This window comes from Actinomycetospora endophytica (assembly GCF_021026375.1).
In the GTDB taxonomy this organism is placed as follows: Bacteria; Actinomycetota; Actinomycetes; order Mycobacteriales; family Pseudonocardiaceae; genus Actinomycetospora; species Actinomycetospora endophytica.
In genome coordinates, this window is the sequence record NZ_JAJNDB010000004.1 from 127,163 (window position 1) to 139,714 (window position 12,552).

At 76.0% G+C, this 12,552-nt stretch carries 13 protein-coding genes; 6 read left to right on the forward strand and 7 right to left on the reverse strand.

The window, feature by feature from the left end:
* The first annotated feature begins 1 nt into the window (after nucleotide 1).
* Nucleotides 2-712 (forward strand): hypothetical protein, encoded by a 711-nt coding sequence (locus tag LQ327_RS18760; RefSeq protein ID WP_230736514.1) that lies wholly within the window; start codon nucleotides 2-4, stop codon nucleotides 710-712.
* A 2-nt stretch (nucleotides 713-714) separates the two neighbouring features.
* On the opposite strand, the gene LQ327_RS34855 is transcribed toward LQ327_RS18760, so the two are convergent.
* Nucleotides 715-3,264 carry a winged helix-turn-helix domain-containing protein gene (locus LQ327_RS34855; RefSeq protein WP_230736516.1) on the reverse strand — a complete coding sequence of 850 codons (2,550 nt, stop codon included), beginning with the start codon at nucleotides 3,262-3,264 and terminating at the stop codon, nucleotides 715-717.
* 182 nt (nucleotides 3,265-3,446) lie between these two features.
* Nucleotides 3,447-5,921, reverse strand: coding sequence for a winged helix-turn-helix domain-containing protein (locus LQ327_RS34860; RefSeq protein WP_230736518.1), 2,475 nt, complete (start codon nucleotides 5,919-5,921; stop codon nucleotides 3,447-3,449).
* Nucleotides 5,922-6,133: 212 nt separating this feature from the next.
* On the opposite strand from LQ327_RS34860, the gene LQ327_RS18775 reads away from it, so the two are divergent.
* The 5 genes from LQ327_RS18775 to LQ327_RS18795 all read left to right on the forward strand — a co-directional run bounded on the left by LQ327_RS18775 (nucleotide 6,134) and on the right by LQ327_RS18795 (nucleotide 9,675).
* Nucleotides 6,134-6,799, forward strand: coding sequence for a GAP family protein (locus LQ327_RS18775; RefSeq protein WP_230736520.1), 666 nt, complete (start codon nucleotides 6,134-6,136; stop codon nucleotides 6,797-6,799).
* Between the two features lie 65 nt (nucleotides 6,800-6,864).
* Nucleotides 6,865-8,121: an AI-2E family transporter gene (locus tag LQ327_RS18780; RefSeq protein ID WP_230736522.1), complete on the forward strand. Its 1,257-nt coding sequence runs from the start codon at nucleotides 6,865-6,867 to the stop codon at nucleotides 8,119-8,121.
* Between the two features lie 22 nt (nucleotides 8,122-8,143).
* Nucleotides 8,144-8,827, forward strand: coding sequence for a potassium channel family protein (locus LQ327_RS18785; protein ID WP_230736524.1), 684 nt, complete (start codon nucleotides 8,144-8,146; stop codon nucleotides 8,825-8,827).
* 117 nt (nucleotides 8,828-8,944) lie between these two features.
* Nucleotides 8,945-9,388: a DUF6325 family protein gene (locus tag LQ327_RS18790; RefSeq protein WP_230736526.1), complete on the forward strand. Its 444-nt coding sequence runs from the start codon at nucleotides 8,945-8,947 to the stop codon at nucleotides 9,386-9,388.
* 32 nt (nucleotides 9,389-9,420) lie between these two features.
* Nucleotides 9,421-9,675 (forward strand): SHOCT domain-containing protein, encoded by a 255-nt coding sequence (locus LQ327_RS18795; protein WP_230736528.1) that lies wholly within the window; start codon nucleotides 9,421-9,423, stop codon nucleotides 9,673-9,675.
* Nucleotides 9,676-9,684: 9 nt separating this feature from the next.
* Here LQ327_RS18795 and LQ327_RS18800 read toward each other — a convergent pair whose 3' ends face one another.
* From LQ327_RS18800 to LQ327_RS18820, 5 genes are all read right to left on the reverse strand, one after another.
* A complete protein-coding gene (locus LQ327_RS18800) occupies nucleotides 9,685-9,930 on the reverse strand; it encodes a DUF8691 family protein (protein WP_230736530.1) in 246 nt (81 codons plus the stop codon).
* Between the two features lie 27 nt (nucleotides 9,931-9,957).
* Entirely contained in the window at nucleotides 9,958-10,227 is a 270-nt protein-coding gene (locus tag LQ327_RS18805; protein WP_230736532.1) for a YrhK family protein, read from the reverse strand.
* A 34-nt stretch (nucleotides 10,228-10,261) separates the two neighbouring features.
* Nucleotides 10,262-10,561 carry a DUF3040 domain-containing protein gene (locus tag LQ327_RS18810; RefSeq protein ID WP_230736534.1) on the reverse strand — a complete coding sequence of 100 codons (300 nt, stop codon included), beginning with the start codon at nucleotides 10,559-10,561 and terminating at the stop codon, nucleotides 10,262-10,264.
* 107 nt (nucleotides 10,562-10,668) lie between these two features.
* Nucleotides 10,669-11,997: a chloride channel protein gene (locus tag LQ327_RS18815; protein WP_230736535.1), complete on the reverse strand. Its 1,329-nt coding sequence runs from the start codon at nucleotides 11,995-11,997 to the stop codon at nucleotides 10,669-10,671.
* 28 nt (nucleotides 11,998-12,025) lie between these two features.
* Complete coding sequence (locus LQ327_RS18820; RefSeq protein ID WP_230736537.1) at nucleotides 12,026-12,523, reverse strand: DUF1269 domain-containing protein; 498 nt, start codon at nucleotides 12,521-12,523, stop codon at nucleotides 12,026-12,028.
* Nucleotides 12,524-12,552: the final 29 nt, after the last annotated feature.

The following is a 12,552-nucleotide window of genomic DNA, read 5'->3' on the forward strand; positions in this document are numbered from 1 at the left end:
CATGGAGCACACGATGGACGCCCACGCCCTCGCCGAGGCGGTCTTCGGCCGGCGTCTCTCCCCGCTCGAGCGCGGGGAGCTCGACCGCTTCTGGCGCACCGACTTCTCGACCCACCGGCTCGTCCTCGACGACGACGCGGACCGCTCCCTCGCCGCCACGGCGATCGCCTTCGGCACCCCGGTCCTGCACGGCAGCGGCCCGGGCTACGCGCTGACCTGCCACCCCGACCGCGAGGTGGTGCGCGCGGTGCGTCTCGGCCTCGGCCGCCCGGAGTCCTGGGTCCCGGCGGTCACGACGACGCGCTCGGCGCTGCGCTCCGTCGTCGACACCGAGCTGCTGGACCCCGCCGCGCTGGACGAGCGCCTCGCCCGCGGGCCGGTGGCGCTCACCCTTCCGGCAGCGCCCGACGTCCCGGCGCACCTGACCACGCGGGTCGACGGGGTCGCGAGCCTCGAGGTCGTCGTGCCCGGTACCCGCTGCCCGTCGGCCGGCCTCGTCGCCGCGGCCCTCGACCGCGCCGGGACCAGCCTCCTCGCCACCACCCGCCCCTACGCGACCTGCGCGACGACGGGTCGGCGCGGCCCGGTGCTGGACCGGGTCGCCGACGTGCAACGCACCTTCGGGCGGATGCGGCCCGGCGCGGTCGTGCTGGCGCACCGCAGCGAGTGGCGCGCCCGGCGGCGCCACGCCCCGCTGCACGGGGGCGCCTGAGCTCACCCGACCCCGGTGGGCTCCCACCAGGGGTCGACGTGGTCGGGCGTCGGGAGCAGGCCGGCGTCGTAGGCGGCCACCACGGCCCCGCGGCGGTCGCCGACCCCGAGCTTGGCGTAGATCGCGCCGACCTGGGTCTTCACCGTGTTGACCGAGACCTCGAGCTCGCCCGCGATCTCGCTCATCGTCGCCAGCGAGGGCAGCAGGCGCAGGACGGCGGTCTCCCGCTCGCTGAGGGCGTCGACCGGTCCGGCCCGCCGCCCGGAGGGCCCGGCCGCCAGCGCCCGGCGGACGAAACCGTCGGTGTCGCCGAAGGTGCCGACCTGGTGGGCCATGAGGCGCCGGACCGGCCCGGGGGAGTGGGCGAACGGGCGCACGAGGCCGAGGGGCGCGGCCCGGTCGAGCGCGCCGCGCAGCGACGCCCGCGCGCCCGCCGGGTCGGCGACGACCTGCCCCGCGCCGATCTGGCGCAGCCGGGCCTCGATCTCGCTCTCGGCCAGCAGGGTCAGGACCGAGCCGTCCACGAGCGGGCGCAGCGAGGACCCCGTCGACGGTTCGGCGAGGGCCGCCATGAGGAGCACGTCGCCGGTGGTCCCGACCCGGCCGGTGATCCACCGGCGGACCGCGCGGGCCTGCTCGGGTCGCCCCGCGGCGACGGCCATCTGGTGCTCCAGCGTCGCGACCAGGATGGCCTCCCGGCGCGCGAGCGGACGGTCCGAGAAGGCGGCCCGCGCCTGCCGGGCCTCCTCGAGGCCCTCGACCGGCCGCCCGCCGTCGGCCTCGGCGGCGCCGTGGACGGTGTGCAGGAGCAGCCGCGCCGCCGGATGGGCGGTCTCCCCGGCCGCCGTCAGGCCCTCGGCCGCGTGGTGGCGGGCGTCGTCGGGCCGGGCCCGGAGCAGCGCGGCGTACGCGAGCACGACCCGCGCCGAGACCGCCGCGGCGCTGCGGCGGTCGCCCTCGGCCGCGGCGTCGACGGCCAGCGCGGCGTGACGCTCCATGCCCGCGGTGTCGGAGTCCACCAGGTCGGCCGCGGCGAGGAGCGCCGCGCAGCGCATCGTGAGAGACGACCATCCCCACGCCCGGGCGGTCGCCAGCGCGTCCTGCAGCGGGCCGCGGGCCGCTGCGGGGTCCCCGCGCAGGAGCAGCACCCGCGCGCCCTCGCACGCCGCGACCATCGCCTCGACCGCGGCGGCCCGGACCTCCGGGACGGGCTCGAGCCCGGCCACCGCGGCGTCGTCGCCCGGCCGGATCGCCCGGATACGGTCCCGGAGCGCGCGCAGGCCGGCCATCTCGCCGTCCGGGTCGCCCATGCCGCCCCCGTCCGCGGTCCCGGCCGCCGCGAGCAGCTCGCCCGCGGCACGCAGCCGCCGGTCCCGGGCGACGGCCGCCGTCCCGAGCCGGCGGAGCCCGGCGCGCAGGTCCCCGTGGTGCCCGGTCAGGACCAGCGGGATCGCCCAGCCGCGGACGAGGTCGGCGACGAGGTCGCGGTCGTCGGTCTGGCGGGCGTGCTCGAGGGCCCGGACGGGATCGCCGGCCGTGGCGAACCACCGTGCGGCACGCCCGTGCAGCGCGGCGGCGCGGGTGGGGTGGCGGCGCGCCATGTCGGCCCGCAGGTGGCGGCGCACCAGCGGCTGGATGTGGTGCCGACCGGGCTCCGGGCCGTCGGTGACGAGCCCGAGGACCCGCAACCGCGCCAGCACGGACGGCGCGTCGTCGCGGCCGGAGAGCTCGACGGCGAGGTCGGTCGGGACCGGGTCGGCGATGCTGACCGCGGCCAGGAAGGACCGGTCGCCCTCCGGCAGCCGCTCGAGCAGCCCGCGGGCGAGGCGCCCAGCACCCGGGCCGTCCGCCCCGGCGAGCATGGCGAGGACGTCCTCCAGCCCGATCGGTCCGCCGGCGGCCGTGTCGGTGGCCAGGCGCAGCGCCGTCGCCCAGCCGGCGGTGAGGTGGTGCAGCCGGTCGACCTCCTCGGGCCGGACGGGCAGCCCTGCCCCGGCCACGAACGCCGCCGTCTCCTCGCGGGTGAAGGTGAGCGCGTCGCCGTCGATGTCGACCAGGTCGCCCTGCACACGCAGGCGCGCGAGCGGGAGCGGCGGCTCGGTCCGCGACGAGAGGACCAGGCGCAGCCGGCTCGGGCGGTAGCGGATCAGGGTGCGGAGCTCGTCGAGCACCGCCGGGTCGGTCAGCTCGTGCAGGTCGTCGAGGACGAGGCGGACCTCGTGTGGCAGCCGGTCGAGCACGGCGATCACGCCGCCCGCGGTGATCGGCTCGACCCGCCGCCCGGACGGCAGGCTGAGGTCGGCGGCGAGTCGGGGGACGCTGTGGGCCACGGCCGCGGCGACCACGGCCCAGAACCGGTCCGGCCGCCGGATCGTCGCGTCGAGTGACAGCCACGCGGTCGTCGCCGTGCGGGCCCAGTCGGCGAGCATCACGGTCCGCCCCTGCCCGGGCTCGGCGCGGAGCAGCGTGATCGCCGCCCGCCGGGTGCTCGCGTCGAGCAGCGACCGGAGCCGGGGCCGGCGGACGAGGCCGTCGGGGACGCGCGGGGCCACGGTCGCTTCCCCGGCTGCGGGGCCGGGGATGACGCACGTCGACACTGGGGGCCTCCTCGGGCGGACATCGCCGATCTCGGGGGGCCGGGAGATCATGTCGGGCCGGGGGGACCGTCGGCCGACGACGTCGACGCTAGCCGCGTCCCGGGCGCGGTCCAGCCCCCGAGCGGGGCAACCCGGCCTCAGAGGTCAGCGCCTGCGTGCGAAGGGAGCAACCCGCGCGTCCGGGCCGTCTCGACCGCGGCCCGGCGGTTCGCGACCGCCAGCTTCGCGTAGATCATCCGGACGTGGGTCTTCACGGTGCTCACCGAGACGCTCAGGGCCGCGGCGATGTCGTCGGAGGACATCAGGGACGGGAGCAGCGCGAGGACGGCGAGCTCGCGCTCGCTGAGCAGCGGGTTCGCGGCCGGGTCCTGGATCCGCCGGTAGGCGTCGAGCGCCCGGGCGGCGAACGTCGCGGCCGGCTCCGGGCGCGGCGGGAGCTCGGCCAGCAGCGCGCCCACCTCCGGCCCGCCCAGCGCGAACGGCCGCAGCAGGTCGAGGTCCTCGGCGGCGGCGAGGGCGGCACCCAGCGCCCGCCGGCCCGCCTCCGGGTCGCCGGCGCGGACCGCGAGCGTCACCGCCACGAGGTGGGCCTCGACGAGGGTGTGGGGCATGACCGCGGTCGCGGTCCCGCGCAGCACCGGCCGGATGCGGTGGCTCGCGGCGTCGAGGTGGCCACTGCCGAGCTCGGCCCACGCGGCCATCAGCGCCGCCTCGCCGGGGGCGTCGAGCCGGTCGGCGAGCTCGCGGGCGGCCTGCGCGGCCCCCACCGAGTCCCCGAGCCGCAGCGCGGCCCGGTTCTCGAACAGCGCCGCCGCGGCCGCCTGGTCGGCGACCACCGGCAGCCCCTCCAGCTCGGTCCGGGCCCGGCGCATCTCCGCGAGCCCGGTCGCGCGGTCACCGAGATCGCCGAGCGCCGCGCCGCGCACGATCCGCAGGGCGTGGCGCAGCCGTGGGTCGTCCCGCTCGGGTGCCCGGTCGAGGGCCTCGAGCGCCTCGGTGGCCTCGGCGCGCGCCTGTCCGGGCTCGGCGCGGTACAGCGCCGCGTAGGCCCGCAGGGTGCGACCGAGCGTCGACCAGGCCGACGGCTCCCACCGGTGCTCGATCATCGTCGACACCGCCTCGTCGGCGCGGGCGACCACCGTCCGGAAGTCACCCCGGACGGCGGCCACCGCGGCGAGGACGACCTGGGCCTGCATCGCGACGAAGTCGTACCCGTGGTCGCGGGCGAGCTCCAGGGCTCCCTCGAGCTCCCCGATCGCGGTGTCCGGATCGAATCCGGACACCAGGCCGTCGACCCCGCGGCCGAGGGCCCGCAGCGCGCGGACGGCGGGTCCCTCGTCCGGGCCGGGCGCCGGCAGCGCCCGGATCGCCTCGTGCAGGGCCGCGACGTCGCCGCCGACCCGGGCGAGCGCGGTGCCGACCGTCGCGGAGAGCCCGGCCGTCACACCGGTGACCGGCAGCGCGCGCCGGAGCGGGGCGTGCTCGCCCGCGAGGGCGAGGCGCAGCCCGAAGCGGTCGGCCAGCCGCGCGGTGATGCCCTCGTCCGCGGCCCGCGCGGCGTTCTCCAGGGCCGCCGCCGGCTGGTCCTGGTCGGCCCACCAGAGAGCGGCCCGCCCGTGGAGCTCGGCGGCCAGCGTGGGCCGGTGCCGGTGCAGGTCGGCCGCCAGGTAGGTCCGCAGCAGCTCGAGAAGACGGTACTCCCGCGCGCCGGTCCTGCGGTCGACGAGCAGACCACTGACCAGGGAGGTCTCGCGCTCGACCCGGTCGAGCACCGCCGCCGCGTCGGTCCGGCCGGTGAGCAGCACCGCGAGCTCCGCCGGCAGCGGGTCGCCGATGCTGGCGAGGGTGAGGAACTCCAGGAGGTCGTCGGGCAGCGTGGCCAGGACCTCGCCGACCAGGTAGTCGGCGACGGCGCGGTCCTCCCCGGAGAACTCGGTGAGGAACGTCGACGGGTCGGCCCCGCCGCGCATCGCCTGGACCGCCAGCCGCAGCCCGGCCGGCCAGCCGCCGGTGCGCCGGTGCAGCTCGCCGGTCTGCTCGGTCAGGAGCGCGAGCCCGGCCTGCCGCGCGAGCACCTCGGTCTCGGTCCGGGTGAAGGCCAGCCGGTCCGCCCGCAGTTCCCACAGCTCCTGCCGGTCCCGCAGCGGGGAGAGGACCACCGGGGGGTCGAAGCGGCTCGCCAGGATCACCCGCAGGCCCTCCGGGCGGTGGTCGAGCAGCGCCCGCACCTCGCCGAGGGCGGCGGGGTCGTCGAGCTCGTGGAGGTCGTCGAGGACCAGCGTGAGCGGGGCGGTCCGCGTGCCCAGCCCGTCGCGGAACCGGCTGAGGAACGCCAGCCCGCCCGGCTCGTAGGGCGCCGTCAGCTCCCGCAGCCCGCTCCCGGGCGGGAGCGCGGGGCAGCGCGTCAGCGCGGCGAGGATCGCGGTCCAGAGCCGTCCGGGGTCGTCGCTGCGGTCCACGGTCACCCACGCGGTGCCCGGGTCGCGCGCCGCGTGGTCGGCCAGCAGCAGGGTCTTGCCGAACCCGGCCGGGGCGACGACGAGGCCCACCGCGGGACCGGGCAGCTCAACCCGGGCCGCGAGGGCCGGGCGCGCGACCAGGTCGACCGGCACCTCCGGCGGGGTCACCTTGCCCCGCGGGATCCGATCCAGCGTGATCCACCTCCTCGAGTCCGGACACAGTCGTCACCACAGTCCGGACGCCCGGCGGCCCCGGGCATCACCCGGAGCGGATGAGTGGCCGTCCGTCGGCGCGCGGACACCGGGAGACACCGTCCTCACGGGGTGATGACCGGGCCCCTCCCGGTCGGGAAGCGTGCGCGCCCGTGAGTGTGGACGTCCTCGTCCTGGGCCTGGCCAGCGTCGTGCGCCCGACGTCGGTGGCCGCGGTCTACGCGTTCCTCAGTGCGCGGTCGCCGACGCCGCTGCTGGTCGCCTACCTCGTCGCCGGGCTGGCCCTGAGCCTGTCCGTGGGGGTGGCCGCGGTGGCGGTCGTCCACATCACCCCGCCCCCGGCGCCCGTGACCACCACCGGCCGCGACATCGCCGACGTCGTGCTCGGTGTCCTCGCGCTCGGGGCGGCCGTCTGGTACGGACTGCGGACACCGCCGGACCGGCCCGCGCCGCAGCGCCCGGCGCGGGAAGCGCTCCGGCGCCGGCTCAGCCAGCCCACCGTCCGCCACGCCGCGGTGGCCGGGGTGGCGACCCACCTGCCCGGGGTCTTCTACCTCGGTGCCCTCGCCGCGATCGTGGCGAGCCGGCCCGGCCTCGTCGGGGGTCTGCTCCAGGTCGCGCTGTACAACCTGTTCTGGTTCGCGATCCCGCTCGCCGCGCTGGCGTCCTGGACCTTCCACCCGGAGACGACGCGCGACAGCGCGGCCCGGCTCACCGCCCTGGTCCAGTCCCACAAGAAGAACATCGTCGTCGTGGTGTTCGTGCTGGTCGGCCTCTACCTCCTCGGCGTCGGCCTGTACGACCTGCTGACCGGGTGAGTGCCGGGGGCGATTCATCCTCCACGAGTGAGGCGTCCGGTCCCGGGGCCCCGCACGCTTCCCCGGTGACCGCACCGCTGGAATCCGCCGCGTCCGCCGAGGGCCCCCGACCGGCCGTCGTGACGCCGTCGGGCAACGGGACCTCCCGTCGGCCGACCATGCCGACCGCCCGGGGCGGGATGCCCCGTGCCCTGATCCTGCTCTTCGGGGCCGCGGCCTCCGTGATCACGGTCGCGGGGATGATGGCGACGGCGTGGCTGATCGGACCCGTGTTCCTGGCGCTCATCATCGTCATCGCCGCCCACCCGGTGCAGCGGTGGCTGCGGGCCCGGGGCTGGCCGATCTGGGCCGCCAGCCTCGCGCTGCTGCTGGTCGTCTACGTCGGTCTGCTCGCGCTGGCGCTGATCCTGGCGGTCTCGGTCGGTCAGCTGGCGACGACGCTGCCGCAGTACTCGGCCCAGTTCGACGCCCTCATCGCGTCGGTGCAGCACACGCTCGCCGGGTTCGGCATCGGGCCGACCCAGATCCAACAGGCCACGCAGTCGGTCAGCCTCAGCTCGGTGGCCGGCGCCGTCGGGGGCATCGTGTCCGGGGTCTCCGGGACCGCGACCGTCATCGTCCTGATCCTCGCGCTGCTGCTGTTCTTCATCGCCGACGCGGCCACCTTCGGCAAGCGCCTGGAGAGCATCGCGGCCGAGCGTCCGCACATCGTCAGCGCCCTCGAGAGCTTCGCGAGCGGTACCCGTAACTACCTCGTGGTGACCACGGTGTTCGGCTTCATCGTCGCCGTGCTCGACGGCATCGCGCTGGGGATCCTCGGGGTGCCGCTCGCGGTGCTGTGGGCGGTCCTCGCGTTCATCACCAACTACATCCCGAACATCGGGTTCATCTTCGGCCTGGTGCCCCCCGCGCTGCTCGCGCTGCTGACCGGGGGTTGGCAGCTGCTCGTCATCGTGGTGGTCGTCTACTGCGTCCTGAACCTGGTGATCCAGTCGCTGATCCAGCCCCGCTTCATCGGCAACTCGGTCGGCCTCTCGGCCACCGTCACGTTCGTGACGCTGCTGTTCTGGGCCTGGGTGCTCGGTGCCCTGGGAGCCCTGCTGGCGATCCCGCTGACCCTGCTGGCCAAGGCGCTGCTCGTCGACATCGACCCGCAGGCCCGCTGGGCCGACGCGCTGCTGCGCACCGACGCGGAGGACCCGGCGATCTCCGCCCCGGAGCCGGAGCCGGAGCCGGACCCCGACCTCGATCCCGACCCGGAGGCGACGACCGTCGACGAGGCGACGGCGGGGGCGCCCGGCCAGCACCGGGCGCTGTCGTGACCGCCGTCGTGGCCCGCGGGGGATGAGCCGCCTGCGCCGCTGGCCCGGGCCGTCCGACGACGGGCACTACGGGGTTGTGCTCGCCATGCTGGTGGCCGGCTACCTGGGGACCGCGCTGGCGGCGAGCACCCTGGTCAGCGTGCTCACGGTGCTGCTCTACGCGGGCGCGCTGGTCCTCGCGATCCAGGCGGCGCGGCTCGCGGGCAGCCGGGTGTGGGCCCTGCGGGCCGCGCTGACCATCGGGTCGCTCGTGACCGTGGTCGCGCTCGTCGTGGGCGGCGGGAACATCGTCCGCGGGGTGGCGTCGATGTGGCTCGCGCTGGTGCTCGGCGCCACCGTCGTCCTCGTCGTCCGGCACATCCTGCGCCACCCCGTCGTCACGCTGCAGACGATCGCCGGGGCACTGAGCGCCTACCTGCTGATCGGGCTGATGTTCGCCGAGATCTTCACGGCGATGTCGCGGCTGGACCCGCAGCCGTTCTTCGCCGGCGGCCAGCTCGCGGACCCCGCGACGGTGCAGTACTTCAGCTTCACCACGCTCACCACCCTCGGGTACGGCGACTTCACCGCCGGCCACGACGCCGGGCGCGCGGTCGCCGTCCTGGAGGCCCTCCTCGGTCAGATCTTCCTGGTCACCCTCGTCGCGCGGCTGGTCTCGAACTTCTCCGGCCGGACCCCGACGCCCGACGAGGAGCGCGAGCCCTGAGGAGGGCCGATTCATCCGCGCGGGGTGACGTGCCCGCGGCCGGGGCGCACGAGCATCGCCGACACCCGGCACCTCGGTCGGGCAGCGGGACACCCGACGAGCCGGAGGAACGAGACGATGACGGACGACGCCCCGGAGATGGGTCCGGTCGACTACCTGGTGATGGAGTTCGCGACCGAGCGGATGACCGGCGAGAGCCTGCCGATGCTGGTCGACCTCGTCGAGGCGGGGACCATCCGCGTCCTCGACCTGGCCTTCGTGCGCCGGGAGCTCGACGGGACGGTGGCCGGCCTGACGATCGACGAGGTCGACGCGGAGGAGGGACTCGACCTGACCGTCTTCGAGGGCGCCGGGTCGGGGCTGGTCGACCGCGACGACCTGGACGAGGCGGGCCGGGTCCTCGAGCCGGGCCGGGCGGCGGTGCTCGTGGTCTACGAGAACACCTGGGCCGCGCCGCTCGTCGGGGCGCTGCGGCGCAGCGGGGCCCAGGTCGTGGCCGGGGGCAGGATCCCCCACGACCTCCTCCTCGACGCGATCACCGCCGCCGAGATGCCGGCCTGACCGGACCACACGAGAGAGAGGACCTTCCGACCATGCCCGGTCTGCTCCGCGGGATCGCCCGCACCGCCGTCGTCGCCGGCACCGCGACCGCCGTCTCCAACCGCGTCTCCCGCCGCCAGGCGGGCCGTTGGGCCCGGGAGGACGAGCAGCAGATGCCGTCCGCCCCGCCGCCGGCCGCAGGGGGCGACGACGTGATCGCCCAGCTCAAGGACCTCGGGGACCTCAAGGCCCAGGGCGTCCTGTCCGAGGCCGAGTTCGAGGCCCAGAAGCGCCGCATCCTCGGCTGAGGAGTCACCTCACGACGGCGGCGCCTCGCGCGTCGTCGGGTCCACCGGGTCGGCGACGACCCGGTGGAACGAGGTCACCTCGAGCCCGAGGGAACGGCACAGCGCGAGCAGGCCGTGCAGGTCGGCCTCGTCGACGGCCTCCCCGGAGATCACCGTCTCGGTGGGCGCGATGTCCACCGTCATCGTCGGGAACGCCCCGCGGGCCCGGTCCGAGAGTCGTCCGGCCACCCGCAGCTCGTACCGGTACCCCGACATCGGACCGCCTCCTCGAGCGTGCGGCCCTCAGGCCGGATCCTGGCGGAGGGCCGCCGCCACGACGGTCGCCCGCTTCTTCACCTCGTACCGGACGAGGATCTCGCCGATCACCCCGACGAGCAGTCCCCACGAGGCCACCACGAACAGCCACGTGCCCGCCCGGGTCAGCGCCGGGCTCAGGAAGAACAGGCTCCCGATGACGAACGCGAGGTTCCCGACCAGCGCCACGCCCAGGTGCACCCACGGGACGTCGTGCGCGAAGCGCCGGATGTGCCGGACGTAGATGAAGAGCAGCATCTCCTCGCCTCTCTCTCGGGCCCGCGGCCTGTCGTCAGGTCCCGGGCTCGTCCTCGTCCGGGCGCAGGACGGCCGGGACCCACCGGGACGGCTGCCACCCGAAGGCGAGCAGGAACCCGATCCCCACCATCACCACGAGCAGGGCCTGCCCGGGGAGCTCCAGCCACAGCAGCCCGACGACCAGGACGACCATCACCACCGTGACGGCGACCCGCCGCCCGCGTCCGTCTCCTCGTCCCCAGCCCCGCTGCATCCGCCGCACCAGCTGGGGATCGTCGCGGGCCAGGTCCCGCGCGGTCTCCTCGAGCACCGTGCGTTCGTCGTCGTCGAGCATCGTGGTGTCCTCTCCCGGACCGCTGCCGGGCCTCGTCCCCGCCACGCCCGGCGCACCTGCGAGGGTCGTCCCCGCCGCCGCGGCGCGGCTCACCCCGGCGGGATGATTCAGGTCGACGGCGGCGCCGGGTCGGGCAGCCGCAGCGTGAGCACGTAGGACACCACCACCCCGACGATCACCAGCGGGATCACCGCGAGACCGGTGCTGCCCAGGAAGAGCGTGGCGAGCAGCACCGAGGTCATCGGCAGCCGCAGCATCCCGACGGTCATGGCGCCCATCCCGATCGCCGCGCCGGAGAGCGCGTCGATCCCGGGCAGGTGGGCCAGGGCGGTGCCCCCGACCGCCCCGATGAACATCGCCGGGAACGTCGGCCCGCCGCGGAAGGCGGCCAGGGCACCCGCGTAGGAGAGGCCCTTGGCCACGATGAGCAGGAGCAGCGCCCCGACGCCGTAGACGGCCGGGTCCCGCAGCAGCGGGGCCAGGGCGTCCTGTCCGGAGAACAGCACCTCGCTGACCGAGTGCCCGGTCAGCGCCGCGTAGCCGATGGCGAGCGCCGCGATCACCAGCCCGACGACGGGCGTGAGCAGCACCGCCCGGCGGGCCACCACCGGACGGATCCGCAGCGCGACCGCGCGGATCGCCCAGCAGAGCAGCGCCGAGGCGACCCCGGCGGCCACCGCCCAGCCGAACGACGCGATCGTCGGCGTCCCGACGGCGGGCAGGTTCGAGACGGCCAGGGAGAAGGTGCCGTGCCCGGTCCAGGAGTCGAGCCCGAGGAAGACCAGGGACCCGATCCCGGCGCCCAGGAGCCCGGGCACGAGCACCATCGTCGCCGTCGCGCCGCCGAGCCCGGAGGCCTCCATCATGAGGAAGGCGCCGGCCAGCGGGGACCCGAAGAGGGTGCTGACGGCGGCGAAGCTGCCGGTGGCCGCGACCACCGACGCCACGCTCGCGGGCACGGCGCCGCGCCGGGCGAGGCGGACGGCGAGCACCGCCAGCCCCCCGCCCAGCGCGATCAGCGGCGCCTCCGGGCCGACGACGACGCCGAGCCCGATGGCGGCGACGGCCGCGAGCGCGATCCCGCCCAGCTCGGTCGTCCCCGGGTAGCCGCCGGCGTGGAAGCCGTCGACCGGCGATTCGCCGCCGCGCCCGGGGACATACCGGACGACGAGGCCGACGACCACGCCGGCCACCCCGAGCGGGATCAGCGGCCACCACAACGGCGGGGTGGCGAACCCGAGACCGGCCGGGATCGAGGTGAACGTCCACCGCTGCATCGCGCTGACCAGGGCGAGGAACCAGTAGGCGATCGCCGAGATCGGCACGCCGAGCACCGCGGCGAGCGCCAGCATCCCCAGGTACTTCCTCGACCGCAGCACGGTCATCGGGTCGGCGGGCCCGTCGGCGGCCTGCTTCGGTGCGACGTCGGTGGTCACGATCCTGCGCCCCGGGGTGGTACGGGCCTCAGACCGCGTGGGCCTCGTCGAACACCTCGCGGAGCTGCTTCTCCTGGTCGGCGGACAGGTTGGTGTGCAGCACCTCGCCCTCGACACCCTTGAAGGCCTCGGCGATCTTGTCCGGCACCCCGTCGGAGGTCAGCGCGAACAGGGCCGACGTGCCGGGGGTGACCTTCTCGCGCACCTCCTTGATGAAGTCGTCGTCGATGCCCGCGTCGGCCATCGACGCGGTCGCGGCGCCCACGGCCGCGCCCACGAGCAGGCCGAGGATCGGGACGAAGAAGATGAGGCCGAACAGCAGCCCCCAGAAACCGCCGCCGAGCGCACCCGCCCCGGCCAGGTGGTGCAGCTGGCGGGTCTTGGGCTTCTTCGCGCCGTCGGGCCAGGAGACGATCGCCCCGTCGTGCACGGTGATCGAGCCCTCGCGCTGCAGCTTCTCCAGGATCTGCAGGGCCGCGTCGGCCCCCGACGGGCTCGGGAACTTCACCGCACTCAGTGTCGCCATCGGTCGTCACTCCTCGTGATCCGTGCGTG